General features: G+C 42.4%; 25 protein-coding genes. 16 read left to right on the top strand and 9 right to left on the bottom strand.

The window, feature by feature from the left end; genetic code table 11:
* Positions 1–55: 55 nt before the first annotated feature.
* The 4 genes from KHO06_RS10460 to KHO06_RS10445 all read left to right on the top strand — a co-directional run bounded on the left by KHO06_RS10460 (position 56) and on the right by KHO06_RS10445 (position 3,440).
* Positions 56–1,084, top strand: coding sequence for a succinylglutamate desuccinylase (locus tag KHO06_RS10460; protein ID WP_212581528.1), 1,029 nt, complete (start codon positions 56–58; stop codon positions 1,082–1,084).
* A gap of 102 nt (positions 1,085–1,186) precedes the next feature.
* Positions 1,187–2,182, top strand: a complete 996-nt coding sequence (btuC, locus tag KHO06_RS10455) for a vitamin B12 ABC transporter permease BtuC (RefSeq protein WP_181144065.1) — start codon at positions 1,187–1,189, stop codon at positions 2,180–2,182.
* Entirely contained in the window at positions 2,169–2,936 is a 768-nt protein-coding gene (gene btuD / locus KHO06_RS10450; protein ID WP_212581527.1) for a vitamin B12 ABC transporter ATP-binding protein BtuD, read from the top strand. The genes btuC and btuD overlap by 14 nt, the downstream gene beginning before the upstream one ends.
* 87 nt (positions 2,937–3,023) lie before the next feature.
* Positions 3,024–3,440 (top strand): lysozyme inhibitor LprI family protein, encoded by a 417-nt coding sequence (locus KHO06_RS10445; protein ID WP_212581526.1) that lies wholly within the window; start codon positions 3,024–3,026, stop codon positions 3,438–3,440.
* A gap of 760 nt (positions 3,441–4,200) precedes the next feature.
* Here KHO06_RS10445 and KHO06_RS10440 read toward each other — a convergent pair.
* The 3 genes from KHO06_RS10440 to KHO06_RS10430 all read right to left on the bottom strand — a co-directional run bounded on the left by KHO06_RS10440 (position 4,201) and on the right by KHO06_RS10430 (position 6,760).
* Positions 4,201–4,776 (bottom strand): nucleoside triphosphate pyrophosphohydrolase family protein, encoded by a 576-nt coding sequence (locus KHO06_RS10440; RefSeq protein ID WP_212581525.1) that lies wholly within the window; start codon positions 4,774–4,776, stop codon positions 4,201–4,203.
* A gap of 108 nt (positions 4,777–4,884) precedes the next feature.
* Positions 4,885–5,466: a DUF1415 domain-containing protein gene (locus KHO06_RS10435; RefSeq protein WP_212581524.1), complete on the bottom strand. Its 582-nt coding sequence runs from the start codon at positions 5,464–5,466 to the stop codon at positions 4,885–4,887.
* A gap of 82 nt (positions 5,467–5,548) precedes the next feature.
* The gene (locus tag KHO06_RS10430; RefSeq protein ID WP_212581523.1) at positions 5,549–6,760 is read right to left on the bottom strand and encodes an MFS transporter; all 1,212 of its coding nucleotides are present in this window, start codon (positions 6,758–6,760) and stop codon (positions 5,549–5,551) included.
* Positions 6,761–6,872: 112 nt separating this feature from the next.
* On the opposite strand from KHO06_RS10430, the gene KHO06_RS10425 reads away from it, so the two are divergent.
* Entirely contained in the window at positions 6,873–7,742 is an 870-nt protein-coding gene (locus KHO06_RS10425; RefSeq protein WP_212581522.1) for a LysR family transcriptional regulator, read from the top strand.
* Between the two features lie 65 nt (positions 7,743–7,807).
* On the opposite strand, the gene KHO06_RS10420 is transcribed toward KHO06_RS10425, so the two are convergent.
* The 4 genes from KHO06_RS10420 to KHO06_RS10405 form a co-directional block, all read right to left on the bottom strand.
* The gene (locus tag KHO06_RS10420; RefSeq protein WP_212581521.1) at positions 7,808–8,827 is read right to left on the bottom strand and encodes an FUSC family protein; all 1,020 of its coding nucleotides are present in this window, start codon (positions 8,825–8,827) and stop codon (positions 7,808–7,810) included.
* Between the two features lie 133 nt (positions 8,828–8,960).
* Positions 8,961–9,962, bottom strand: coding sequence for a DUF2955 domain-containing protein (locus tag KHO06_RS10415; protein ID WP_212581520.1), 1,002 nt, complete (start codon positions 9,960–9,962; stop codon positions 8,961–8,963).
* On the bottom strand, positions 9,952–11,058 hold the full coding sequence (locus KHO06_RS10410) for an HlyD family secretion protein (protein WP_212581519.1): 1,107 nt from the start codon (positions 11,056–11,058) through the stop codon (positions 9,952–9,954). The genes KHO06_RS10415 and KHO06_RS10410 overlap by 11 nt, the downstream gene beginning before the upstream one ends.
* A 281-nt stretch (positions 11,059–11,339) precedes the next feature.
* Positions 11,340–11,567: a glutaredoxin family protein gene (locus tag KHO06_RS10405; RefSeq protein ID WP_010647589.1), complete on the bottom strand. Its 228-nt coding sequence runs from the start codon at positions 11,565–11,567 to the stop codon at positions 11,340–11,342.
* Positions 11,568–11,840: 273 nt separating this feature from the next.
* Between KHO06_RS10405 and KHO06_RS10400 the strand changes: the two genes are divergently transcribed.
* The 8 genes from KHO06_RS10400 to KHO06_RS10365 all read left to right on the top strand — a co-directional run bounded on the left by KHO06_RS10400 (position 11,841) and on the right by KHO06_RS10365 (position 21,848).
* Positions 11,841–12,320 carry a prepilin-type N-terminal cleavage/methylation domain-containing protein gene (locus KHO06_RS10400; RefSeq protein WP_045369000.1) on the top strand — a complete coding sequence of 160 codons (480 nt, stop codon included), beginning with the start codon at positions 11,841–11,843 and terminating at the stop codon, positions 12,318–12,320.
* A 1,445-nt stretch (positions 12,321–13,765) separates the two neighbouring features.
* Positions 13,766–14,278, top strand: coding sequence for a hypothetical protein (locus KHO06_RS10395; protein WP_212581518.1), 513 nt, complete (start codon positions 13,766–13,768; stop codon positions 14,276–14,278).
* Positions 14,279–14,353: 75 nt separating this feature from the next.
* Entirely contained in the window at positions 14,354–14,878 is a 525-nt protein-coding gene (locus tag KHO06_RS10390; RefSeq protein ID WP_045368900.1) for a hypothetical protein, read from the top strand.
* Positions 14,875–17,646, top strand: coding sequence for a TcfC E-set like domain-containing protein (locus KHO06_RS10385; protein WP_212581517.1), 2,772 nt, complete (start codon positions 14,875–14,877; stop codon positions 17,644–17,646). The genes KHO06_RS10390 and KHO06_RS10385 overlap by 4 nt, the downstream gene beginning before the upstream one ends.
* A gap of 8 nt (positions 17,647–17,654) precedes the next feature.
* Positions 17,655–18,377, top strand: a complete 723-nt coding sequence (locus tag KHO06_RS10380) for a hypothetical protein (protein ID WP_005427857.1) — start codon at positions 17,655–17,657, stop codon at positions 18,375–18,377.
* A 2-nt stretch (positions 18,378–18,379) separates the two neighbouring features.
* Positions 18,380–19,435 carry a hypothetical protein gene (locus KHO06_RS10375; protein WP_045380947.1) on the top strand — a complete coding sequence of 352 codons (1,056 nt, stop codon included), beginning with the start codon at positions 18,380–18,382 and terminating at the stop codon, positions 19,433–19,435.
* 1 nt (position 19,436) lies between these two features.
* On the top strand, positions 19,437–20,192 hold the full coding sequence (locus tag KHO06_RS10370) for an outer membrane beta-barrel protein (protein WP_212581516.1): 756 nt from the start codon (positions 19,437–19,439) through the stop codon (positions 20,190–20,192).
* 183 nt (positions 20,193–20,375) lie between these two features.
* Entirely contained in the window at positions 20,376–21,848 is a 1,473-nt protein-coding gene (locus KHO06_RS10365; protein ID WP_212581515.1) for a hypothetical protein, read from the top strand.
* Positions 21,849–21,986: 138 nt separating this feature from the next.
* Here KHO06_RS10365 and KHO06_RS10360 read toward each other — a convergent pair whose 3' ends face one another.
* Together KHO06_RS10360 and KHO06_RS10355 are read right to left on the bottom strand one after the other, a co-directional pair.
* Complete coding sequence (locus tag KHO06_RS10360; protein ID WP_212581514.1) at positions 21,987–22,358, bottom strand: helix-turn-helix domain-containing protein; 372 nt, start codon at positions 22,356–22,358, stop codon at positions 21,987–21,989.
* Positions 22,359–22,516: 158 nt separating this feature from the next.
* A complete protein-coding gene (locus KHO06_RS10355) occupies positions 22,517–22,762 on the bottom strand; it encodes a hypothetical protein (protein WP_005427822.1) in 246 nt (81 codons plus the stop codon).
* Between the two features lie 339 nt (positions 22,763–23,101).
* Between KHO06_RS10355 and KHO06_RS10350 the strand changes: the two genes are divergently transcribed.
* Genes KHO06_RS10350 through KHO06_RS10345 form a run of 3 tightly spaced genes read left to right on the top strand, consistent with a single transcriptional unit; the run spans position 23,102 to position 25,759 of the window.
* Entirely contained in the window at positions 23,102–23,416 is a 315-nt protein-coding gene (locus tag KHO06_RS10350; RefSeq protein ID WP_138058877.1) for an Hpt domain-containing protein, read from the top strand.
* Positions 23,417–23,427: 11 nt separating this feature from the next.
* Entirely contained in the window at positions 23,428–24,012 is a 585-nt protein-coding gene (locus KHO06_RS26520; RefSeq protein ID WP_244858350.1) for a hypothetical protein, read from the top strand.
* On the top strand, positions 24,002–25,759 hold the full coding sequence (locus KHO06_RS10345) for an ATP-binding protein (RefSeq protein ID WP_244858349.1): 1,758 nt from the start codon (positions 24,002–24,004) through the stop codon (positions 25,757–25,759). The genes KHO06_RS26520 and KHO06_RS10345 overlap by 11 nt, the downstream gene beginning before the upstream one ends.
* The last annotated feature ends 120 nt before the right edge of the window (positions 25,760–25,879 follow it).

Raw genomic sequence — 25,879 nt, 5'->3', positions numbered from 1 at the left:
AAAAATCCTTTGTACAATTTATTAACATACCCGCCGTGCTATTAAGGAGTAACGCATGACGAAGTCTCTCTTTCGCCAATCGTTTTTAACTGACACGTTAGATGTTCATATTGATGTCGCGCCAGCGGAGCAGGTGCTGTCTAATGGTGTAAAACTTAAACTCTATCAGCGTGGTGTGCTAGAAGTGATTCCTGATGAATACACTCAGGAAACCAAGAACGTCATCCTCTCTTGTGGTGTCCACGGGGATGAAACCGCACCGATGGAGCTGGTGGATTCAATTATCAAAGACATCGAATCCGGCTTCCAGAAAGTCAAGTCTCGATGCTTATTCATTATCGCTCACCCAGAATCGACTCTGGCGCACACGCGATTTTTAGAAGAAAACCTTAATCGACTGTTTGATGAGAAAGAGCACGAGCCAACCAAAGAGCTTGCGATTGCTGACACTCTCAAATTGTTAGTCAGAGATTTCTATCAAGATACGGCAGCGGAAACACGCTGGCACTTAGATTTGCACTGTGCGATCCGTGATTCAAAGCACTACACCTTTGCGGTGAGTCCGAAAACGCGTCACCCTGTGCGTAGCAAAGCTTTGATTGATTTTCTCGACAGTGCACATATTGAAGCGGTGCTGCTTTCTAACTCGCCAACCAGTACATTCAGCTGGTTCAGTGCAGAGAACTATGGCGCTCAAGCTTTGACGATGGAGCTTGGTCGAGTGGCTCGTATTGGTGAAAACGACTTAGACAAACTGACTGCGTTCGATTTGTCACTGCGTAACCTAATTGCAGAGGCGAAAGCGGAGCACTTGTCTAAGCCATGTATCAAGTACCGTGTGAGTCGTACGATTGTGCGTTTGCACGAAGATTTCGACTTTATGTTTGATGACAACGTCGAGAACTTCACATCATTCGTTCACGGCGAAGTGTTTGGTCACGATGGTGACAAACCGCTGATGGCGAAGAACGATAACGAAGCCGTTGTTTTCCCAAATCGCCACGTCGCGATTGGTCAACGCGCAGCATTAATGGTGTGTGAAGTGAAAACGCGTTACGAAGATGGCGAGTTAGTCTACGATTAATGCCATATCGCTTTAATTTCGGCGAATAAAGCGTAAGAACACATTTGCAATTTACCGAGGCTTAACTGTAAGGTTAAGCCTCGTTTGTATTTATCGGCTACTATGGATTTTCAACAACTTATCCTGAACAAGGAACGACGCTGGCAACGCAATCTTTTGATTATGTCAGTGATTTTCGTACTGCTCTCTGCTATCCACTTGATGGTCGGAGAGGTATTCCTTTCTCCTTTTCAGTCTCTTTCTGCATTTGAACAAAAACTCTTGTTGGATTTACGTCTGCCACGTTTGGTTTCTGCCGCTATTATTGGTGCTGCTCTGGCAGTTTCTGGTGCTACCTTACAAGTTCTGCTTGGCAACGTATTAGCCGAACCCGGCGTTCTCGGGATCTCCGGTGGCGCGAGTTTGGCAATGGTGCTCGTCATGTTTGCCTTGCCGGTTTTACCTTCACCGATGATCTTTATGTTGGCTGCCATTGCCGGTTCGATGTTGTTTACCGTCATATTGGTTGGTATCGCAAGGGCAATGCATCTAACTACCGCAAGGCTACTGCTAGTTGGTGTTGCTTTGGGCATTCTGTCGAGCGCGATTGTGACGTGGGCATTCTACTTTAGCGATGACTTGAGCCTGCGTCAGTTAATGTATTGGCTAATGGGCAGCATTGGTGGGGCAAGTTGGTATCAGCACACCGTTACTTTGGTCATGCTACCTGTGCTGATTTGGCTCTGCTGCAAGGGCAAGCCGCTTGATAAGTTGATGCTAGGGGAAATCCATGCCACTCAACTGGGCATTGATGTTCATCAGATGCGCTGGAAACTCATTTTGGCAATTTCCATTCTCGTTGGTGGTTCCGTTGCATTGGGGGGGATCATTAGCTTTGTGGGCTTAGTCGTGCCGCATCTGCTTCGATTGGCGTTTGGTACAGAAAACCGTTACTTGTTGCCTCTGTCGGCAATCTCTGGCGCAGCATTATTGGTTTTTGCTGATATCGGCGCTCGTTTGTTGCTCGATTCTGCTGAGTTGCCGCTTGGAGTGATGACCACTTCTATCGGCGCACCTATCTTCATTTGGATGCTGGTGAAAAGTCATGATGCACGTTAAGCACATCGCAGTGGGAAGTCGACTGCTACCGCTCTCCTTTGAATGTAAGCCGAGTGAGGTTGTCCATGTCGTGGGTCCAAACGGCTCAGGAAAGAGTACATTACTTGGCGCGATATCTGGCACTTTAACTCAGCGTGAAGGCGTGAGTGGGGAAGTACTTGTCGATAATAACGACCTGCTCACAATGCCACTTTCAGAACAAGCGTATATCCGTGGGTATTTGTGTCAGCAATCAAGACCTGCATTCAATGTTGATGTCTTTCAATACTTAGCACTTTCATTGCCAACTGGTGCCAATATCAGCGACGCGAAAGTACGAGATGCCGTTAATATTGTTATTGAGCTAGTACAACTGCAAGACAAGCTTCATCGAAGTATTCAGACATTATCCGGCGGTGAATGGCAGCGTGTCCGTTTAGCCGGAGTGTGTTTGCAAGTGTGGCGCACAATTAACCCTTACTCTCAGCTATTGATTTTGGATGAACCCGCAGCGCCGCTGGATATTGCCCAAGAAGGACTGCTATATCAGCTCATTAATGCCGTCGCTGCGCAGGGTATTGGGGTGTTGGTCGCAAACCACGACCTAAACCGAACGCTTAAACACGCTGATAAAGTCTTGCTGCTCAATAACGGCGTATTGCATTCTTCCGGTAACGCCGATGAAGTACTCACGGAAGAGGGCTTGGCAGAAGTTTTCCAAACTCAAGTTCGTAAAGTCATATTGGAAGATAGACCCTATTTGATTTTTGATTGAGGCGTATATTAAAGCGACGCTTCAAGACACTAATGTTTAACCATGACCCCAAATGGCGTTGGTTTGAGCTCTTTTTTGGAGAAAGGAATGAGAAAATACGTGATTGTGGCTCTAACGAGTTTGTCGTCTATGGCATTTGCTCAAGAAGAAGCGATTGATTGTAATAACGCGGTCAGTACCCTCGAGATTAATCAGTGTGCAGCCATTGAGTTAGAGGCTGCTCAAAAGCAACTAAATAAGTATTTGGAAACGAGTTTCGAACATAATTCTTATGATCCTGAGCTGATTAAAGCGATTCAAGTTGCACAAAAAGATTGGCAAGCGTATGTGACGTCGCATTGTGATTCGGTATATACGCAGTGGCGTGAAGGGACAATTCGTGGCGTGATGGCTATTTCCTGCGAAACTCAATTAACTCAACAAAGAACTCACGAAATTTGGCAAAACTTCTTAACCTACATGGATAGTACGCCACCGGTTTTACCCGAACCAAATGTTGAGTAGTGTTACTTAAACGCGGATAGGTTCGTTTTTTAAAACGCGTCAACGTACTTAACCTCAACATAGCTTCTATCACGCTAAACGGTATAGCGGATGAGAGATACTGTTTAACCCACTCAGGCAGTAAATGGGAAGTGTTTTATGCCAAAGAGGGCAAATGTGATTCAGAGCCTGATCGCAGGGCATTTTGCGGGTAAATTTAGCTGTAAGTTTCTTCTCTTGTTGGAGAGCTAGCACTTCTTTTGAGGACCGATAGTATGTTCCAAAGTCTCCTTCTAACTGAGATCCTTAAATCTGAGCTGAAAAACAACAATTTAATCGTTGAAACAACGAGTTGGCCGCCAAAATGCAATAAGCTCATTGTATTGCAGTATCGGTTTTCCAAATCATATACTTTGGTAAATTATCGAGAATTGGAAGATGGGCATTATTGGTTCGCAGAGTACGTTGATGGTGACGAATGTTTGGCATGTCGCTTTGATGTTCTCTAGCATCATTCATTTTAAACTTGCCTGAATGTGTCGAAGTAGCGAGAAAATACTACCCAAATCAACATCAAGATATTGATCTCGCTTACCAATTTGCAATAGGAAACATAGCGTCCAAAATAGATGCCATCGCACTTTATCAGCGGTTAAGTCAACACATCAATGCTAGGGCTTTGCGAAGTTGATTGTTTATCAAGAACGCTCAGAATAAAAAAACGCCCACAATATCGAGTATTGTGGGCGCTGAATTTTATCTGTTGTACCTAATCGACGACTTATTGTGTAAGCGGCTTAAGGTCTGCAGGACGGTAGTAAACCGATTTTAGAACCTTACCTTTACGTACCGTTTTGCCTTCAGATACAAAATCTTCTGCGCATTTCGCAATGATGTATTCGCCTTTTTGAACCGCCATCAGCTTGATGCCTTGTTCAGCATAGAACGCTTCTGTTTCTGCGTATTCTTGCTCGCTACGGCACACTTTGCTCATGTTGCTTGAATGAACTTCGTCCCAGCAAGGGATAAAGTCGATACCACGGTTCACTGCTACGTTAAGCAGTAGATCGATCAGGTAGCTGATCGCGAGGTTATCTTCAACTTTGCTGTCACCAAGGTGTACTAGACGACCCATTAGAACGTAAACGCTGTCAATGATTGCGTCTGCTTGCTCTGTTTTGCAATCCGCTTCCGCTAGTTCAGTAAGCTCTTCGATCGCAAGAGAAGTGTGTAGCGTATCTGCTTGTGCGTCTAGGCTTGCAACATCCGCCACTGGTAGGTCGAAAGTGCTACGGAACTCGGTGATGTCACGGTATAGGTGATCAAAAATCTCTTGGGTTAGCTTTGACAGTTGCATTCTAATGTCCATTGAATCGATTGAAGTCGCAATCATATCAAACCGAACTTTAATCCCCAAGCGATCCCATTCTAACTGGTTAGAATTCTGTCTCTTGGGGAGTGAGTTTTAGCGGAATAGGTAAGGGAAGAGCTTCTGACGTTCTTCCTCTGAAAGCGCTGAGACACGTGCAATATTGGTATCTGGAATGGACTCTGGATCAGGGTAGTGTTTAAGTACCTTTTCCATGCTCTCTTCACGGATCAAATGAAACACTGGGTATGGAGAGCGATTCGTCAGGTTTTCATCATCTTCTGGTTCTGCTCCGCCAAAGCAGTAATCAGGATGGAAGGTTGCAACTTGGAAAATGCCTTCCCACTCTTGCTGTTTGATCAAGCCTTCAACCCAGTCAATGAAGAAGTTGTAATCCCAGAAATCTTTCAGCATGTTTGGAACCACAACCAAGGTTGTCTCCAGTTTTTCTGGCTCGGTATTACTGAGTTCGATCAGTTGCAGCAAAATGTCTTCAAGTAGTGCTTCTTCTTGCGAGGCTTCACTCACGAAGATTTTGATTTGTTTATTGCGCTGTGGCTTAGCGGCGAACGGGCAGAGATTTAACCCGATCACGACATCATTGAGCCACTGATCGACTTGCTCTGTGATCGCATTGATATCGGTGTTTGGTGGTTCTTGTGTTGAGCGCGTTGGCATACGACTTTCTTGCTTTTATGAATGTGGCGCAAGCATAGCAGACCAACGACACAACATAAAATCAATAGGGCTTAACGCCTTGCTAAGCCGTTATGTCTGCGTTATCGCCAGCGTCGATTCGCTCTGTGATGCGTTTTAAGAATGCGATAGCAGCGAACATTGCGATGTACAGTGCACTGCCGCCGATGAGTACACTCGACCAACCGCCGTTTTGCCAGCAATAGAGCAATAGGAATCCACCTAAACTGCCGCCAATATAGTAATGCACGAGATACAATGCGGTCGCCGTCGCTTTTGCTTGTGTTGCGTTTTGTCCAACCCAACCGTAGGCGAGCGTGTGAGTGAAGAACGCACCGAAGCTGATCAACAGCAAGCCTGTCAGCATCGCAGGTATGCTTTCAATCACCGCAATCCACATGCCAGCCATACTGACGATAGAGCCCAAAAACATGCCAAGTATCGGTGAAAAGCGTTTACTCCAATGTCCGGCACAACGGGAAGAAAACGTACCACCCAGGTAGCAAACAAAGATGAGAGAAGCTAACCCGACAGGCACGTTATGTGGCGCACTGACCAAGCGGAATCCCATTACCGAATAAAGATTAACGAACAACGCAAAGTTCAAACCGCCAATCAGCATGGCGAACCACACACGTTGATTTTTGAAGTGTCCGATAATAGCTCGATTGTGATGCCTTAAACTGCTCGAAGAAGGGGTGAAGTTTTTCTGTTTTGGCAGTAAGTAATGCACGCTGACCACGCCGATAAGGGTGAATAGCATCATGACTTCGATGGCGACATCGATGCTGAAGTTGTCTGCCAACAATCCTCCGCTGATTCGTCCTGCGATTCCCCCCAATGAATTGGCTGCGATATAAGTACCAATCGCCATTGAAAATGCGTGTTTATCTAGCTCTTCCGCCATATAAGCAACGGCAACAGCAGCAAACGCGGCAAGCGCAACACCGATCAAAGCGCGACAAACCACTAAGAACAAAAACGAATCGCCAAGCAGCATTAATGCGGAGATAGCAGGGATCGAAAACAGACCAAACATCATTACAGGTTTGCGCCCAATCGATTCAGAGAGCACAGCCATCGGGACCAAGCTAAAGGAGAGAGCCAGTGTGGTGGCGGCGAATAGCCAGTTGACCTGCGTTTCCGAGATCTGAAAGTGCACCGCAAAGCTTGGCAGCATCGGCTGAAGGAGATAAAGGTTCGAGAAAACCAAAAACGAGCCGAGCGCCAGAGATAAAGTAATGCGTTTGTATTCTGGAGTGCCGAAACTGACCATGATTCCTGCCTAATGCGAGCGAGCAAATATAAAGAAACTGTGATCAATCTATCAGTTAGTTGTGGATTGAAAAAATATATTAAAAATATGGTTGGTATATATTTTTGATCTAATGGAATCGAAACAACTCAAACACTTTTTGGCGGTCGCGGAACACGGCAACATTACTCATGCAGCTAAGGCTTTGCACATTGCTCAGCCAGCGTTAAGTATTTCAATTAAGAAGTTCGAACAGTCTCTTGGCGTGACGCTATTTCGCCGAGAAGAAAAGAAAATCAGCTTAACCAAAGAAGGGGAAACCTTGTTGGTTCACGCTAAGCGAGTGATTCAGCAACTACACGATGCGCAGCTAGCGATTGCTGAACTCAAAGGTTTAGCCAAAGGGGAAGTGCGCCTTGGTACGCCTTCAATGATGGGCAGCTATTTTTTCCCTCGAATTGTCATGGCGTTTAAGAGCCAGTATCCAGATTTAAAGCTAACGCTGGTGGAGGCGGGGACACAGTCTATCCGTCGAATGTTACTTAATGGTCAGCTCGATATTGGCGTGATTAGCTGTGACGCTGTACCAGACGACTTAGAAACTGACCACCTGTTTACTAGCCAAATGGTTGCTGTAGTGGCTCCGGAACATGATTTAGCTCAGCGCAACGCCATCACATTTGATCAGTTTTTCGAGCATGATTTGGTGATGTTCCAACATGGCTACTTCCACCGAGAATTCTTAGACCACGTCAGCGAAGAGCATGGCTTTACAATGAAGTCCTCATTTGAAACCAACTTGTTGCCGCTCATTCTGAGTATCGTTAAACAAGAATTTGCTATTACCGCTCTCCTAGAACTGGTGACACAACATGAACAGGGTGTGGTGGGTATTCCATTTGAACCGAGCGTTAAGCTCGACCTTGCACTCGCGTGGCGAAAACAAGGCTATCTATCCATTGCCGACCGTACTTTTATTGACTTTGTGAAGCGGTATGTTTGATTTGCATCCAATTAAAACCAAACTGTTCAATGGAAGCCTCCCTTTAATTGGGAGGCTTTTCTTTTTTATGCAGTTACCTCTTTCTCATTAAGTGGTATCAATACCCCAAGAGCCACCATGGCAGCGCCCCCGATTACGGTGAACAATACTCGCTGCGAAAAGATCAATTCTGCCATTTCCGGATTAAAAGGACCTACAGATACAGTAAGAATAAGCAGCATGATACAAGCCGTGGCAATGGTGTAGTTGTGTTCGAGATACACAAGGATGCCGTAAAGCGAAGCGATGACCAAAACCCACATGGTTATTGTCATTGCGATGTCGGAGTTGAACGAGCCCAATAGCAATCCCACAGGCAAATAAACTAATGCGCCAAGCAAGGTTCCGTTCAAACGTTGCCAAGCTTTCGGTGCTAAATCTTTGCTGAACGGGCTGTGGATCATCATAAATAGGTAAGCACCTAAAACGGCTCCTGTGCCACCCCATATACCTAACGACAGCACCAAGCCAATCCCTAGCGCTTTGCGACTGGAGTACTTGAGGTCAACGCGACCTATTTTATGTGTGGTGTTCGTCGAGCCATTCTGGGCGTTGGTGTTTCTCCAAACCAACGTACTAGCAATGATCGCCACAGTGATGCCAAGCACAACCGATACTGAACGTTGAAGCATAAGTTCTGTGGCAGGGATATCTACTGGCATCATCATCGATAACAACATAAACGTCAGCGGCAGAATGTACTTTGGTACTCCTTGGTGGTGTTTATCGCGCTCTGTTATGACGAGTAAGAAGGCAAACAGCGCACTAGTAAAAGGTGCATAAGTGATAGGCACCATGGAAAGTGGTACCGCAACTAATGCCATGACCAAAGGATGAAGGCTACCTAGTAGGGTGTCTTTTGTCGTACTGAATTTGAGATTGTATAGGTAGTGGATGATTCCCACTTCCACCGCCACAAAAGCTTCTCCGACATCATAAATATACGCACTGATGATAAGCAGCACGATAGAAAGCAAAAACATGCGGTTGCCCAACACAAGGTAAGGCTTTGGTGGGATGAATTTTTGAGCGAGTGAATCGAGCATGGCGTATTTCCCATCCTTCAGTGAATAACAATATGGAAGGTATGAGATTACCAATTTAATGAAATATTCATTGCCAGTTTGCGACAATAGTGATGAAAGCTTGAGCAGCATAAAGTGCCCAAGCTTAATGCGACTACGCGGTCTTCTTGTCGCGAGATTCGAAGAAATAGGTGACAAATACCATGTAGGCAACGACCAACACTAACTGCCATATTCGAACGTAAAACTTATCGTCTAGCGCACCGCTGCTCATTGAGGTGCCCATTAACACCATAAAGCCAGTAAATGCAGTGGCGTAGACTGGGGCTTTGGCGGGCTCGGTGTAAATCTTGGTCCCAAGTAACGTAATAACCACCAACATCACAAGCATGTAGATGTACATATTTGGCACCAGAGAAATGGTAACGAAAGCGGCGAAAGCGAGTAGTCCTCCTAACACATTACTGATAACAAAAAACAATGATGTTTTGCCCGCTTTGTCGCTGGTTGCCATCAAAGAAAGCAGCATGACAAACGCAACGGTGAGTAATATTTGTGACAGTTGGAAATAGAAATAAAAACAAACCAAGGGAAACGACATCATCCAAGCTCGAATCGCAGCATTCCAACGTACTACTTGAGTTAGAGGGGAGGGAGGGAAGCCAGCAAATTCAGTCGCATCCTCTTCTGGGAAGTAAACATGCGACACCCCGTAAAGCGCTACGGCGACGATACCAGAAAACGCAAAACCGATGCCCACGTCTAACGCGGCTTGCTTGTCTATAATGGTAACCGATGGAATCAAAATCAGGGCAATCATCAAGAAAGTGGCAAACATTACCCATTTTGGATCGGTAAATAGGTAATAGCTCCACAACATGCCCAACGACAGTACAGCCAGAAAGGCAATTTTGTACTCTGGCAAGCCGCTCGATACCAAAAAGCCAATGACCGCGGTGGAGATCAACGCATAGCCAAGTTGTTTGACATGCAGGATATGAAACTGCGGTTTATCGACGATGAATTTTGCAGTCAACAGAGGCGTACAAAATGCCAAAGGCCAGTTAAACCATAACGCGATAAAAGTAGCCAAACCTACAGTGACAACATAGCGCAGGATTCGACGTTCTTGTGCTTGAGTCAGGTTATCTAACATAAGAGAACACGCTCACTAGGTTGATCCAAATCTTACCCAAAAAGTTAAATAGAGCATTGCTCTCTGTGTAGATCACCACATCTGCTTGTCCACCGATGCGCATGAAGTCAGCCGCATGTTTATCATCGAGCTTAATGGTCACGGGCATACGCTGTGTATCTCGCAGCCAACCATTTTGATTTTTTACGGTGGCTAAAGTGCCCGGCTGATTATTCGCACCCCACGCAACCCCTAAATCTACGGAAGATACTGTGCCAGAAAAGGTTTGTCCGGGAGCATAATCGAGTGCAATTTCAACTTTATCTCCGGCATTAATATTGCCCATGCTGTTTTCGCGGAAGAAGGCTTCAAGCCATAAACCGTCGCTTTCAACAAACGTCATCAAAGGAGAACCTGCTGTGGCATAAGCGCCTTGCGACAAATTAAAATTGGTCACAGCGCCATCAGAAGGTGCTCGCATTGTCGTGCGTGATAAGTTCAGTTGCGCTTGTTGCAGTTCCAGTAAAGCCGATTGGATCTGAGCGTTCTCTTCACCTGCCGCTCCCACCTGAGCTTTTGCTTTTTCTAGGTTCGCTTTGGCATTAACGACATCGGCATTCGCTTTATCAATGGTTGCGCGAGTTGTGTCTGCATCTGATTTTGAAACCACGCCTTTTTCTGCCATGGCTAAAACTCGTTGACCTTGGCGTTTAGCATTTTCTTGTGCCACGAGCGCAGTGGTCAATTGAGCTTGTGCTGACATTACACCTGCCATTTGCGAGCCAACATTCTGTCCTGCGATCTTGAGCTTTGCTTCCGCTTGCTTGACCGCAATCTGGTGATCGATGGTATTGATTTGCAGCAGCACATCGCCTTTTTTGACTTCGGTATTTGGCTTAATGCTGACGCTGTCCACTTGACCAGAAACTTGTGGGATCAATGAGACGACATTGCCTTCCACACGGACATTATCGGTCGTCGGAATGATGCGATCTGCCACAATCGCAGTACCAATAGACACCACGGCGAGTGCCAATAGTGCATTGGTTGTACGCTTGATCTTATTAACCGGTTGCGGGGCCTGGGTAGCTTGGTTTTTTATTGCTGTCTCTGACATATTCACACTCACTTATGGTGGAGAAGGACGGTCAGAGTTCACGATCGACGCAAGATAGGGCGCCCCTTAACTGAGACCGGTTCGTTTGAGCGTTAAAATACAGCTTGTACGCAAGTGAAAATTGCCATTACACGACATTCGATAATTTTAAAGAGTCGTTGTTTGAACAAGAGTGAGTAGGCAAAGAAATAGGGTGGGCAGATAGAAAAAGAGCCTCTCTTTGGAGAAGCTCTTTAGGGTAGAGATAACGTAGTAACCAAGCAAATGGATTAATACGTCACTTAGTTGCTGTACATTTTCTCAAAGTTCTTTGGGTTCCAGCCAATCATGACTCGATCACCAATCTTAAGTACAGGTAGAGAGCGAGCACCCAGTGCGTCGAGCTCTTTGCGTCCGCGCTGCATCTTCGCATTACATAGGCGGTAGGTAATATTTTTCGAATCAAGATAACGTTGAGCATCTTTGCAGTGCGGGCATTTGTCTTTGACGTAAAGAACGACACGTTTCATTCAATTTCTCTCCATTATCGTCGGGAGGCGAAGTTTAGCGAGGTTTCGCAACAAAGGAAAGCTTGCGGGAATACACCGTAACCCAAAGTCTCCAACCCACCAAAGTAAGACTAGCCACACCATAGATTTGATTTTGAAAATTAAAGGTACGCATGCTGGTATAAATTAATGGTATGGAGTACACTAAAGAAATTACAGAACGCTATTCATTTATACATCAATAAAAAAGGAAAGTTAGATAGGCAGGAAGCCGATATAACAATGGAGAAAGACATGAAAAATAAAGGTTTCAGTTTAGTTGAGATGGTTGTGGTTATTGTGCTGCTCGGTATTTTGGCTGTAACCGCAGCGCCGAGATTTTTGAACCTTCAAGATGATGCGCGTGACGCTGTCTTGAAAGGATACGCTGGAGCGCTCAAAGGTTCACTGGGCATTGTCTCTGGAAAATGGATGGTAGAGGGTGAGCCGTCAACTTTAACTATCGATGGGACAGAGTTGAGCTTCGTTAATGAAGAAGGAAAATTTAACTTCCCTGTTGCTGCAGATACGAACGATTGCGTGAACATTTGGAATGTGTTGGTTGATGGCGTACGTTCAGTTGAAACAGATGCTAGCAAAGACGAGTTGTTGACGAAATATCTTGGTATGAGTGCTCAAGTAGAGGAAGTAATGGGAGCCACCTGTCAGTACGCTCTATTAAATGCTGGCTCCATTTTATACGTTTCTGGTACAGGTGAAGTGTCAGTTAACTAATTTGATTCATGCCTTTAAGAGGCAGATAAAGGAATAGTTTTGGACATAAAAACTGACCAGTACGCTGACGAAGCGTATCGAATTTCAACTAAACTCGATGAAGTTCAGGCACAAATAGATAAGCAAAGGGAAAGCACGAAAAGGGATAGCTCAATGTGGATTGTCATTTTTATTGCTCTTCAGTTTCTCCTTTTCTATTGGTTTCATTTCTAACGTAATTGAAATTACGATTGATAAGTAAGAGCTAATACTTCAGAGAACACATTGTTGTCTCGGACGTCTGACGTTGAGCTGGATATTTCGGTTTGAAAAAATCCCCTCCATAGGGAGGGGGAATGATAAAGCATTATGTAGTTCAAGACTAAAGATGAGCACCATGACAGTGCTGCCAGAGGAGTGCTAAATATCCATCTAGCGAGTTTACATAGCATTTTCTACCCAATAATTTTAATAGTGCACATTTCTGTTACTCATTCCACCGAAAGTAGAATGCAGCTTATTATCTAACAATAACTGGCCGTTGCCTTTATGGTTTAAACGGCTTTATTGTTTCTTAGCACGAGTGAAAAAATAAAAACAAGAAAGCTATTCCAGTAATAGTCGTCATTATGAAATTATCACCTTACTGAAACTTGATGAATCAATAATTAGTGATAATAAGATGCCGAAAGATCAGATAGCTCGTGCGGAGCAGTTTATTGTTAAATCAAAAGAGAAGTACGGAGATATATACGACTACTCTCTTGTAAAGTATTTTAATCAAAATACTCATGTCCAAATTATCTGTCTGGAACATGGCCCTTTTTCTATATCACCAAAAAATTTTCTTTCGGCTATAAAAAAGACCGGTTGTCCGATTTGTAATCGTAAAAATCGTCGGAGCGCAATTGAAAGAAAGATGAAGTGCAACCCTAGTTTAATGCAAGGGTGCAACACAAACAACTTCAACGTCTGTGGTAGGCCCAGCAAGCATAAGCATTTGCTTACTGAAGTCTTTAGATAATAAGAGCAGCATAGAACATTCTATTACCCTATGAAGTAAGCTTGGATACTAGACTACTATAAATAGAAGTAATAGGTTCACATTACGTTAGATGTTGTAATCAAAATACAACAGAAGCATTCTTACTCTTGAGTGCTACAAGCTTTTTATCTGGTCTCGATGTTCTAATAGATAAGATGTCATCTTACTAATAGTCATCATTATATAGGAGTAATCATGTAACTGTTCTTTATTTTTTGAAATAAAGAACAGTGAAAAATAGAACTGGTTTTTAATTTTTACATAGGCAGTTAATTATAGTGATAATTGAAAATGCTCAATCCTTTGTAAGGGGTGATTTGTAAAAATATACGCATCTGGTCATGGAGGAGTGAGGAAACATATCCAACTGATTCAGATTAACTACATACATTGTGTACTTATATTTCCTAAGGAAGAAAAAATGAACAATTTCAAAAAAGCAGCACTAACTTCTCTAGTTTTGGCAGGTATGGCTATTGGCAGCGCACAGGCGGCGGACCCAACTGCAGTGGTTGTATGGACAGGTAAAGTTCCTGCAATCAACGCTGGTGATACTCTACTTATTACTGGTCTTGGCGGTGATTTAAGCCCTGTAACTGGTACGCTTGCTCCGAATATTGACGGTACATTCGTATCTCCAACTCTTCTACTTGAATCACACGCTAATGATGGTACTGCAGAAGCGCCAGTTGTTGGCGCTCTACAAGCAGCGACTTGGACTTTAAAAGCGGCTGAAATCGCTTACGCGGGTTCTCCACAGCTTGACCAAGTTGCTGAAGTTAAGATCAACGGTGAAGTTGTAGCTGTAAACGCTGCTCTTACTGGCACTACTGACTCGATTGGCGTGACTATCGCGCAAACTCAAGTGCTAACGGCTGACGTAAGCGGTCAAGATGTTCAAGCTTCAGTAACTCTACTTGCTACATCAATTTAATAAGCCTTTTCTATAAGGTTTTATAGTGAGGGCTTGCTTTTAGCAAGCCCTATTAATTTAAGCTAGTGAATCGATATGAAAAAAACGACAGTAATGTTACTTGGAATTATGTTCATTAGCATGAACGTGAACGCTTTAGATAAAACACTGAGAGTAACAACGACAATAGATATTAATCAACTTTATACCGATGCAATTACTCAAGTTGTTTTTAATCCAGCGAGTTTACAACTTGACCTTAATGAAGAAAGCACAGGCTTTATAGATGAAGTCACAACAATGCAAGTATCGACAGATATACCGATGAGTACTTCTGGCGTTGCTTACACCTCAACGCTGACAAAAAACACTGCAAGCTGTACTGACTATTTCGGCAATGTGAGCGCACAAACCGAATTTACGTCCGTCTACTTTGATGGTGAGTTGATTCTTGCTGGTAATTCTAAAACTTTGGATGACTTCAACTCCAACGATGGAACGCATAAATATAGTGAACACAGTATCGAACTAAAATTTAGTCCATTTTCAGACGTGATATCTGTAGGGCCTCTAAAAGAATGCAGTGGAGAAATCGAGTTTAGAGTTGGAGTTGATATATGAAATTTAAATTTAAGTATGCAAGCGTATCATTTGCAATTGCATGCCAACTGTACTCAAGTAATATTTTCGCAACGGGAATTCCTGAAGGTTTTGAAGAACACTTTAAGCTTCAGGAGACATTTGTAAAATTCCGTAACTTAGACGGTTCTTTTTCGGAACTCACACCAGTCTTGAGTTCATTTAAAACGCTAAAAATAGACAAGAACAATAAAGAATCTTTAGAAAGAATCGAGCAGTATCTGAATGACAACGATATTCAAGCCTCTTACCACGAAGAAATAATGGCTCAACTCCTCAACGGTGTTGACGATAAATCGCAGTGCCTCGGAAAAATAGAAGATTGTGAAATTTTTCCAGAAACATTCGAAATAGTCCAAAACTATAACGATCGTGAAGTGTACTTGTTTGTTTCCCCTAAAGTGCTCGATTTGTCAAACTCCAGCCACAGTCGCAAGTACCATGATCCCAAGAGTAGCAGCAACGGCTTGATCAACTCGTTTGATCTCTACTTGAGTGCTTACCATGAAAGAGACTCAATTGTTTCTTTGAACGATGACGTTACTCTTGGATTGCCGTATGGATATTTAAGAAGTGACTTTAACCTAACGAACGGTGACAGCGGGTCAGAACTCTATGAAGCCGCGTACCACCTTGATTTTGATGCGTACACATTGAAAGCGGGTCATTTTGAATATGATCCAATGGTTAACTCGACAGACTATTTGAACAACACTGCACGTCTCTCACAAAACTCAGTGTCGTTTGGCTCTTCAGAAAAGCTTTTGGTCGGGGGTAAAAATAGCAATAAGGTGTTAAGTTTTTACGTTCCTGCGAGCGGGCTTGTTCAGGTTTATCGTGGTGAGCGAATAATTTATCAAGCGAATGTGCCTGAAGGTCAAAACTCTATTTCTTACAGTGAGTTGCCCGCTGGCCGGTATGAAGCTCGTGTCGACGTTACGACGAACGGTCAAGTCGTAAACTCTCAAGTTTTTCAGGTATACAACAGCGCTAATGACACATTAACGGAAGGAAGTGTTGATTACGTAGTTAGTGCTGGGCTCTTCGCTGAAAGCTACTACGACTACGAAAATAGCAACGTTTCAGAGATTAAGGATGACGCGTACGGTCGGGCGCTGATTAACTATCAAGTTTTGCCTTCATTGCAGGTAGGTGCGGGGACTTTGTTGACAGACCGTGGGTCGATGTACAGCTTAGGGGCAAATTACTATCTGTTAGATGCAGGACTTGTGTTGGAAGGTGTGCACAGTCAGTTTGATAATGCTGCACATTCTAATGTTAACCTTGGTTTGCCTTGGTTCAATGTATCTTATGAAGCGCTTGATAATGACGAAGGTGATCCTGTTGCGAGTCACATGTATGGCTATACCGACTATTCTCGATGGTCACTGAATTCCAGCTATAACTTTGGGCAAGGTCGTTCGATTTATGCGATATACACGCGCAGTGATGAAACATTTTTAGGTGATCAATTTGGAATTGGAAGCTTAGAACGCGAAACCAATCTTATCTCTGTGGGTTACAGTGCTCCTGCTATTTTAGATTCTCAATTGAATGTGAACTTCGATTATTCAGATGTTGATGAGAGCACTAACATCAGTGTGCTTTGGAGTGTTCCACTATCGGACTCGATGGAAGCTATCTCAAGCATTTCCTCAGATACGGAAACGCTAAATCAATTGAGAACGTCGGTGAGAAAGAGTGATTTACTTGACTCAACGGCGGTGAATACTGCGCTGGAAATTGGTAACACCTACAACCGAGATTTAGAGGATATGTATCAGGATGCCTCTTTAAGTGCAGATGGGTATAACGACTACGCGAGAATGAATGCGTTAGCTTATGTCTCTTCACAAGACAGCACTAGAGGGATCAACGCGGGTTTATCAAGTACTCAGATCGTCACAGCGGAAGGTGCTTATATCACCAAAGACAGATCGCAAGCTTATTCGCTCGTTGAAATCGAAAATGTTCGCAGTTCTGAAAATGATGACGAAATTATTGAAAAAGGCTATCTGACTCTAGCTCGTGATGGAAAAACCAATAGTAAGTTTATTGTGTATGACAATGAACAAGTCGTTCCGCTTCGTAACTATCATGAATACGATACAAATTTTGATTCTCAAAGCGTGAACTTATACAACTCAGGTGAGAGTAAAAAAACGTTCTATACCCACCCTGGTACGGTCTCGTATCTTTCTCCCAAAGTGAGTCGTGTTGTCTCTTTTGTTACCGCATTTAGCGATATATCAGACAAGCCAATCACGGATATCAAATGTGAGGGGATTGGGTGTCTTGAAGTTAGCGAAATGACTGAAGGTGTCTATCGTGTGACGGTATTGGAAGGACTAGACTTCGAGCTAACATCCGCGCAAAACGAGTGTTTGTTGCCTTATGAGTTCACATCGACAACCCAGTTGAACTTTGGTCAAAACTATTGCCTTCCTATCGCAGAAAGCAACGAAGTTCAACAAATTGAGATTGATGATGAACGATTCAGCGCGATTTTCTTGGGGTCCTATGAAAAATCTGAGCAATTGCAGAACTCGGTGGAGAAGCTCAAACGATTGGGATACCGGGTAATACAAAAGGATATTGGCACATTGAAGGCCGTTTATATCGCACATAAAGCATCGAATATGGCCGATATGTTAGCAAGTCATGAAAAAGAAATTGAGACGATCAAACTATTAGCAAAACGTTTGTATAAAACTAATTCAATCAGTTACCCAGTTGCGAAAGTAAATTAAGGCATGTCATGAAATCTAAAAATATTAACGTAATACTGTTGAGTTTAGCCTTTACTGTTTTCTCTGTGCCATCACTGGCTTTCAAAGTAGACAAAATGGTAATCGTTGGGGATGAAAAGGGTAATGGTATTATTACGCTCAGCAATGATCAAAATGTGCCACTGTTCATTAATACTGAAATAGATGAAGTTAACATTAACAATGGCGTCGACATTGACAAGGTCAGCTACTCGCGAGAAAACCTTGAAGACTGGAAGATCTCTCTCACTTATCAAAAGTTGATTCTAAAGCCTGGTGAAGCAAAAGATATCGGTATACGCAGCCTTTGCCACAACACCACTTGCGATAACTCCAAAGACTTGATGTTCATGCTGTCTTTTATTCCGAGTAAATATGAAGAGGGTGAAAGAAAAGCTTCAGGTGTAGACATTAACTATGGCTTCGCTCCTGTTTACATTATTCCAACGACCAAACCTACTTTCGATTACGAGATTATTAATAAAGGTGAGACGTTAGAAGTAAAGAATGACAGCAATACAATGATTAATGTTTTTATTGATAGTTGTGACTCACGTGTAACAGCGCAATGTCGGCAGAAACTGACGGTTTTAGCTGGCCGAGATAAGACATTTAATCTGATCGATACGGTCCAGCGCGACAATTTGAATATTATTGTTAATTCTCACGATGGAAGCTATTCCAAGTCGGACATCATAAGACGGAGTAATTAATCATGCATAAGGTGTTTCATCAATTAATAACCACGAGTGCATTATTAATCTCGAGTTATTCTCATAGTGCTTTTTATGTTAATGCTGACGTCAAATCCGATAGCATTCGATGGGATAACGTTACGTACGGTATTGGCGATAATAAGGTGCCAAGTAAATGGGGCGTTCCACCTGCACTGCGCTCTGTGCTGTCTTGGTCTGCGGGGGCATTTTCTGTTGCCCCTCCAAACTCGATTACGCTGAAAGGTGGATTAGATGTTGAGACAACGGACAGCATTCCTATTTCTGTTACGGGGGTTCAATACAACACTTCCGGTATCGACTTTACAGAGAGCGTTAATACTGGAGGAGGAGGATGTACAAAAGATGAGGTTGCTCTACCTCTTATTACTTTAGAAAGTGAGGGAGTAGGCTGCATCTCTTCTACTACGTTGACGCCTTCCATCGCATCTGCACCATTTCTTCTTTTTCGACCAATGTTCCAAATAGACGATACGGCTATTATCAATGCACTTTATGGTAAGTCAGAGGGGAGTTATTCAGCGTCCGTACCCATCGTTATTAGCTACTACTACGTGAATACCAGCGGTATTTCGACATATAGAAATATTAGCGATGTGATTATTTTTAATTTCAATTATGACCCAGTAGAAATTACGGGTTTGGAAGTACGAAGTGGTGATGGCATTTTTACGCCTACGTACAATAGTTCGGACCGTCGAGTTAGTTCAGAAACCTCCTATCAGCTAGAGGCTATGGGCTTTTTCCATGATGGCATTGTTTTAACTATGCCTTCGCAAGACTATGAGCTCATCCACACCGCATCGCCAGAGGTAGCTACGATTCCATATAGCATTTTATGTAACGAATGCAGTAGCCCAGAACTTGTTAATAGTGATGGTGTGTTAATAAACCCAGTTACGACTATTGGGGCTGGAAGTGGTATCTCGCAAAGCATCCCATTTAATCTGAGTTTCAAGTATGACGTTGATGGAGAAACATTAATGTCTGGAGAATACGCAGATACAGTGACGATAATGGTGGGGCCAGGAATTTAAGATGAAACAGTATTATTTATTGGCTTTAATGACACAGACGCCTTCATTAGCCTTAGCAGAAGAAACAGCAGTGGCGTCGCCATATTATGTCAAAGGTGGTCTTAACGCTTCAGTCTTGGATGATAGAAAAAAAGATGGTGAAGGCTTTGGCTTCGAAGTGATGGCGGGCTTTATCTATAAACATGACATTTTTCTAGAAGCCGGTTATCAGGGTTTTGACTGGTTACGAGATGACAATATTGAATTGAACGCGCTTACGCTTAAAGCAAACTGGCTGATGCCCGTGAGCGATTTTGCTGCAATTTATGCTGGTCCTGGGGTCGCATATATAGAAAGTGATGTTAGCCCTACAGCACAGTTGGGTCTCCAATATCAACTATCAACCAATTGGTATGCCGATGTAGGCTATCAAGGAATCTTCGATATAGATGGTTTAAATGACGACTTATATTCATTCAATGTTTCGCTTTTGTATCGCTTCTCTAATGAGACAAAGGCATTAAAAGAAGAGAAGGTCGATTTGCCAGAGCCGCTGGTTGTAGAAGAGCCAGCTGAGACGGTGCCAGACCATATAGAATGCAATTTGGAGAGCTACCCTTATCGGTTGGTCAAGGGAGATTACTTATTGAAGATTGCAAGAGCCAATAACCTCACACTCAGAGATATCATTCAGTTAAATCCCCAGTTGAAAGGTCGAAATTTGGATCTTGTCTATCCAGGGGAACTCATTAATTACCCACGTACGGTTTGTAAGTAGCAATCAACAGTCACTTCTATTCGCTTAGATAAAGGATAGTTGTGGCTTGTTGAGCCAAACACAAACGCGCCATCCAGTCCTGTGTATTGGCACTTAATAAGGCAATGATGAAGAGGTGCTCTATCTCTATCTGGTTGGCCTACTTACGATGGTTACGTTCAATAAATAATAGGAAAAACTTCTATGTACCATAACCTTTGCAAAAGGAAATTCTCATGCGCTGTGGGTGCGATGGTTTTCGCCCTTGCTGGTTGTAATGGCGAAGGTGAGAACACAACAGATAGTGGTTCGCCTGAAAGTGTAGCTCCAACGAATATCGTGGCACAGAATGCGACTTTTATTACTCAGCATGATGCTCAATACAAAGTTGATCTCTCCGACAAAGTAGCAGTAAGCAACGGCAAGAGCTTCAAAATTGTCGAGCTAACACCACTTACGCAAGCTGCGGAATGCTACCCAATAGAGCAAACGGATCAGAGTTTTACTATTGCTGCTGATACATCAAAGTCTTGTACATATGAATACAAAGTCGCGGTTGTGGATGCTCCGAATACCGCTCCGGCTGCTGCGATGAGGTCGGTGGCTGCAGTCAATATGGATACGACACCAACTGATATCGCAGTTACACGTGTAGCGGTAACGACTGCTGAAGCAACTGCCGCCTCAGAAGTTGAATGGCCTGCAATCAGTGCGGTGACATTTGTGGAGACACCGATCGAGGTTGATATTAAGGATGAACTTTTATTTCAAGCAGCGATCCGAGTTCCGACCGGTTTTGTGCTTAGTGAGGAAGTTTCTTTGCCATACGCTTTTCCTGGTGCACCTATCAATGCAACCGCAAACCCGATGAAAAACACCATTACTTACTCTCCCTACTCAGGTTTTGAGGGTATTGAGCGTATTTTATTTAGCTATATCAACGACTCGACAGGGGAAGTATATCTTGGAACATTAGATATCGCCGTCGCATTTGAAGCCAACCATGGGCTGGAAGTCCAGAAAGGAGGGAGTGTCGAGAAGGTGCCAGTAGGGCTGAGTACGACAATTGATGTGAAACCGTTCGTCACTTCATTAGATGATGATGTATTTCAGTTGATCTACGTAGACTCTTTTAACGCTGCCACGGCGCCACTAAACCCTGGTTTTTTGGGTAACACGCAGCTTACGTTTGAAACATCACTAGTCGGGTATCACTATGTTTCTTTCGCGGTCTCCGATAACAATGGCGCTTATGGTTTTGGATTAATTGAAGTACCCGTCTACGATCCTAACAAAGCAGCACAGTGGGATGGGATTCATGGCCTAGCGCTGTTTTTTACTGCGCCATTAACAACATCAGAAGCCTTGATGGAACAAATAGAATACAGCGGTACTGTAGAGGATACCTTCTTCTCACCTGCGGTATCACTTGCCTTGTTTAACTCAGCTTCCGTTCCAAACTTATGTAGTCATTTTGCTGGACGATTACCGACATCAACAGAACTCATTAATCTGAGTGCCGATGTGCAAACGTCAGATAACTGGCCTGTCTCTGCGGAATATATAGCGGAAGATTCAGGAGTAATGAAGACGGTTGATATGAAAACCGGAATTGTCTCAGATTACACTGAGGGTAATTACCTCGCTACTTGTGTTCAACCGGAGCCAGCTTCTTAGCGAGAAACAATTCAAATAAGCAGGAATTTACAACAAGGGCATCGCAATGATGCCCTTTCTTTTTAAAGATGTTCATACTTTATAGAAGTGCCTCTTGCGTAATTTCAGACAACATTATGCTGGACGACTTTCTAGATCTCACTCAGCGACGTCAGCCTCACCTTGATATGTCACGTTTATTTTAGTTGTCCGGTAAAATACAGCGATATTTAGACTGTAACCATGGCGTTGTATAGTCGAGATTTCCCAAAAGTCACCAATCAAGTGAAGCTTTTTCCGTAATGACATGATAGCCATGGGAAGAGAGTTGCTGCCTACATAACTGTCCGGCCAACCAATACGAAAAAGGTGTTCTTTAGATAGGTGTGTTCCGCTATTTATAACAAGCGCTTTTAGCACTAAGAATTCACTACGAGTGAGGGGGAGTCTTACAGGAGGAGACTTTTTGTTGCTTCGTTTGTCTACAATGAGTGAGAGGGAGCCAGCATGAAACTCGATATTGATAGGCATGGTAGTGACTAAAAGTTATGAAAATAACTCTAATCATCTATTCAAATACAACCCCAGTTAAGAGCTGTTTGAATTTTAGCCAATCAAAAATGCTCATACTGGCATTTATGGGTTTAGAAATAAACAGTAGCCATGTTGTAACGTCGTTGCCTTTACGTTTATACATCAAAGCTCACGATCTTTTTACTTTGCCCTTTATGTTCAATCTCAGATTGACTTTCGATTTTGAACTCAGAGTTACATTCTTTATTCAGTGCTTTAAAGTCGACTTGGTTACTGACAGGGCGTGATGCGCAGTCAAGACTAGGAACGACTCCAAACCATTTAACGGTCACATTTGCAGCTGTAGCACTAAGTGGAAGATAAGATAATACGCTGAGTATAGAAATAACAAAATAACGCATAATAGGCACCTTTGTTTGGTTGAGTTTTTGTATGCCTACTAGTATGAGGTTCAACTCCAAACTTTGTAAAATAAAAAGTTATAAATGCCTTGCGTGAGTTAGGGCATGTTTTAGAAATTTAAGTAACAGACAATAAGAAGTGTAACTATTATTCATTTTGTATTTTTAAGTATATGTTTTTATTTGTAATTTAATCTATTTGGCTCAGGGCAATGAGGAGGGGATTTATGCTGAAAGATTAGCATCTTAGTGACGTAACACATACAAATGCTATATGAAACAAAAAGCAAATTAGGCACTGTAACGCGCGTTTGTATTTGGAAAGTAAGGTGGTTGAAGTTGATTACATATCACATTGATAAAGATCTTTTTCACAAAAGTACAGGTGTCGATTTCGCATCTAATAAAGGAAAACATTTTAGAAAGCTTGCAGTGAATGGTTTGAGAGCACTTCAGGCTGATATTGTTGAAAAAAGTTACCCTCATAAAACATTAGCCCATAGACTCAAAGGTATAGTTTCTGCATGCGGGTTAGTTGAGCCAGCTATAATATGCAATAAGGTTGAACAATACGATGGTGTAATAAGTGAAAACAAATCAAGAACCATAATCTTGGACATTACATTGAACGCTATCTGCTGCTTAAGTAATTAAGAGCCTATGCTATGTCTTTTAGATATAAAATATTAACCATTAATGCGAGTCTGTTTTTAATTTTTGTTGGTTTATTCGTCTACGGTACAACCCAATATATTAAAGGTAGCTATGATAATCAACTAGATAGCATTAAATCAGGTATTATAGGGCAAAATACAAAACTACTGGAAACGTTTGTACAAAGTCAAAATGCTTTACTTGAAGAGAAAGCAGATTTCATACTCGAGGAAATAAAATACCTTTCGCTAGTTTTCCAATCATCTTGTGTTCATGGTTACCCTACGCTAGAGCATATTGGTGAAAGCCTAAACTGTATTAATGAGACAGCTACAGATTATATTAATAATATTGCATTTATTGACCTGTCAAAAAACATACAAATATCACTGGAGGAAAATGGCTCTACATCAATTGTTCGTTATTTGTCAAAGCAATCTCCTCTGTGGGCAAGTGAGAGTGCATTTAAGTATAAAACAGTTGAAGATAAGGTGACGAAGAGATTCTTTATATTACAGCCTATAAGCGGCTTCCCTAACGTACTGTTAAAGTTTGAATTAGACCTAGGGATTTTTTTTTCGTGCCATGTCTTCTGATGAACTTGATGATTATCAGTATAGATTTCTACTTTTAGATGGTGATGGGAACTTTATCGCATCAAATTTAGATTCGAACTTCAATATTTTGTTAAATACAAAATTAACTTTAGGTAAAGACTATAAGACGTTACGTGAGTTCATACTAAATGAAGATTCTGGCTCGCTCACGGTAAAAACGACAGATAATATCTATAACATTATTCATCGGAAGAACGATACAATGAAGTGGAAAGTAATTCTCGTAACCCCCGAATCTTATCTTCATTCAAGTTACGTATCTACACGAGAGTTATTACTGAGCTCAGATAATCTATTGGTTGAAAAGATTTTTTTCTCATCTCTCGCTTTGTTTACTCTTTTTCTTGTATTGATTTATATCACGGTAATGAAAACGTTTCGCCCGATTAACGAGCTCATTAATCAGGCTAACTATTTAAAAGACAGGGACTTTTCTAATGTAGCAAATATCGTCTATCACCATGGTGATGAAATTGAGGTGTTATCTCGAGCCTTCAGTGAGGCTGGTAGAACAATAAAGCTCCTGGTCGAAGGTCTGGAAGACGAAGTTAAGTTACGTACCGAACAATATGAAAAGGCAGCGAAGGAAGCACTTGATGCAACCAAGAAAAAATCAACCTTACTGTCGAACGTCTCGCACGAGATTCGTACACCACTCAATGCAATAATCGGCTACTTACATATGCTGAGAGTCGATAAATGTGATGAATCTTGTAGCCATGAACTTGAGGGGATTAGAACTGCGAGCAATACGATATTGGACATTGTCAATGATCTATTGGACTTTGAACGGCTTGATTCAGTTAACTATAAACTTCATCCAAAACATGTACCCATAAATAAGATTACTCGAGATCTAGAGAAAACATTTCATCCCCTTGCCAACCAAAAGGGGCTCAAGCTTAGTATTGTTAAAGAAGGGATCGGAGGCTCACATCAACTATTTGTTGACGAGCTCCGATTTCAACAAGCACTTTCAAATATTATTACAAATGCAATTAAGTTTACTGACGTCGGAAAGATCGAAATCAGCATTTCTATGGATACGATTGGTGATCAAAGAATGGTGGTTTTTGCTGTACGTGATACTGGTAGAGGAATTAGGGAAGAGGATCTTGATACGATATTTAATAGTTTTGAGCAAGCAAATCAGGAAGATAAACAGTTCGGATTTGGACTAGGGCTCGCAATAACTAAAGCTATCATAAATTTAATGGGTGGTGTGTTAGCAGTGGAGAGCAAAATTAAACAAGGAAGCATATTTAAAATTGCACTTCCTATCTCTATGCTAACCCATAATGTACTTTTAGTTGGTGATGAGCATGATGAGAGTGCTGATAATGAAAGTATAGAGATACAAAGCTTTGATGGCATTAAAGCACTGGTTGTTGATGATGTTGAATTCAATCGAGAAATATTACAGTACCACCTTAATCTATTGGGGATAGAGTGTATTACTGCAATAGATGGAGTCGATGCTCTCAATAAACTAGAAAGTAATGTGGTTGATGTTGTTTTAACGGATGTCTCTATGCCAAATATGGGAGGTGTAGAACTAGCGAATAGAACAAAAATTATGGATCCAACATTACCAATTATTGCAGTTACAGCGAGAGCAACAGTTCAAGAGGAAGAAAAAATGAGCCACCACTTTAACAATTATATTACCAAACCTGTAAACGAAGTTGACCTAATGACGGCATTATCTCTGACGTTACATAAATAAATGCCCATCGTTTAATCCGTGAAAGAAAAGGGAAAAACACCTGTAATTACTCGTGTTGTTGCATTGGTTGAGCACATAAAAAAAAAACAGTTTGAAAAGTGCTCTTATGTTCATGGCCAG

It is taken from the genome of Vibrio sp. B1FIG11 (assembly GCF_905175335.1).
GTDB lineage: Bacteria > Pseudomonadota > Gammaproteobacteria > Enterobacterales > Vibrionaceae > Vibrio > Vibrio campbellii.
This window is presented reverse-complemented; position numbering and strand designations above follow the sequence as displayed.

Excerpts from the sequence above, each read along its gene's own strand:
- KHO06_RS10460 (WP_212581528.1), top strand. The coding sequence starts at position 56 with ATGACGAAGTCTCTCTTTCGCCAATCGTTTTTAACTGACACGTTAGAT.
- btuC (WP_181144065.1), top strand. The coding sequence starts at position 1,187 with ATGGATTTTCAACAACTTATCCTGAACAAGGAACGACGCTGGCAACGC.
- btuD (WP_212581527.1), top strand. The coding sequence starts at position 2,169 with ATGATGCACGTTAAGCACATCGCAGTGGGAAGTCGACTGCTACCGCTC.
- KHO06_RS10445 (WP_212581526.1), top strand. The coding sequence starts at position 3,024 with ATGAGAAAATACGTGATTGTGGCTCTAACGAGTTTGTCGTCTATGGCA.
- KHO06_RS10440 (WP_212581525.1), bottom strand. The coding sequence starts at position 4,776 with ATGCAACTGTCAAAGCTAACCCAAGAGATTTTTGATCACCTATACCGT.
- KHO06_RS10435 (WP_212581524.1), bottom strand. The coding sequence starts at position 5,466 with ATGCCAACGCGCTCAACACAAGAACCACCAAACACCGATATCAATGCG.
- KHO06_RS10430 (WP_212581523.1), bottom strand. The coding sequence starts at position 6,760 with ATGGTCAGTTTCGGCACTCCAGAATACAAACGCATTACTTTATCTCTG.
- KHO06_RS10425 (WP_212581522.1), top strand. The coding sequence starts at position 6,873 with ATGGAATCGAAACAACTCAAACACTTTTTGGCGGTCGCGGAACACGGC.
- KHO06_RS10420 (WP_212581521.1), bottom strand. The coding sequence starts at position 8,827 with ATGCTCGATTCACTCGCTCAAAAATTCATCCCACCAAAGCCTTACCTT.
- KHO06_RS10415 (WP_212581520.1), bottom strand. The coding sequence starts at position 9,962 with ATGTTAGATAACCTGACTCAAGCACAAGAACGTCGAATCCTGCGCTAT.
- KHO06_RS10410 (WP_212581519.1), bottom strand. The coding sequence starts at position 11,058 with ATGTCAGAGACAGCAATAAAAAACCAAGCTACCCAGGCCCCGCAACCG.
- KHO06_RS10405 (WP_010647589.1), bottom strand. The coding sequence starts at position 11,567 with ATGAAACGTGTCGTTCTTTACGTCAAAGACAAATGCCCGCACTGCAAA.
- KHO06_RS10400 (WP_045369000.1), top strand. The coding sequence starts at position 11,841 with ATGAAAAATAAAGGTTTCAGTTTAGTTGAGATGGTTGTGGTTATTGTG.
- KHO06_RS10395 (WP_212581518.1), top strand. The coding sequence starts at position 13,766 with ATGAACAATTTCAAAAAAGCAGCACTAACTTCTCTAGTTTTGGCAGGT.
- KHO06_RS10390 (WP_045368900.1), top strand. The coding sequence starts at position 14,354 with ATGAAAAAAACGACAGTAATGTTACTTGGAATTATGTTCATTAGCATG.
- KHO06_RS10385 (WP_212581517.1), top strand. The coding sequence starts at position 14,875 with ATGAAATTTAAATTTAAGTATGCAAGCGTATCATTTGCAATTGCATGC.
- KHO06_RS10380 (WP_005427857.1), top strand. The coding sequence starts at position 17,655 with ATGAAATCTAAAAATATTAACGTAATACTGTTGAGTTTAGCCTTTACT.
- KHO06_RS10375 (WP_045380947.1), top strand. The coding sequence starts at position 18,380 with ATGCATAAGGTGTTTCATCAATTAATAACCACGAGTGCATTATTAATC.
- KHO06_RS10370 (WP_212581516.1), top strand. The coding sequence starts at position 19,437 with ATGAAACAGTATTATTTATTGGCTTTAATGACACAGACGCCTTCATTA.
- KHO06_RS10365 (WP_212581515.1), top strand. The coding sequence starts at position 20,376 with ATGTACCATAACCTTTGCAAAAGGAAATTCTCATGCGCTGTGGGTGCG.
- KHO06_RS10360 (WP_212581514.1), bottom strand. The coding sequence starts at position 22,358 with ATGCCTATCAATATCGAGTTTCATGCTGGCTCCCTCTCACTCATTGTA.
- KHO06_RS10355 (WP_005427822.1), bottom strand. The coding sequence starts at position 22,762 with ATGCGTTATTTTGTTATTTCTATACTCAGCGTATTATCTTATCTTCCA.
- KHO06_RS26520 (WP_244858350.1), top strand. The coding sequence starts at position 23,428 with ATGTCTTTTAGATATAAAATATTAACCATTAATGCGAGTCTGTTTTTA.
- KHO06_RS10345 (WP_244858349.1), top strand. The coding sequence starts at position 24,002 with ATGTCTTCTGATGAACTTGATGATTATCAGTATAGATTTCTACTTTTA.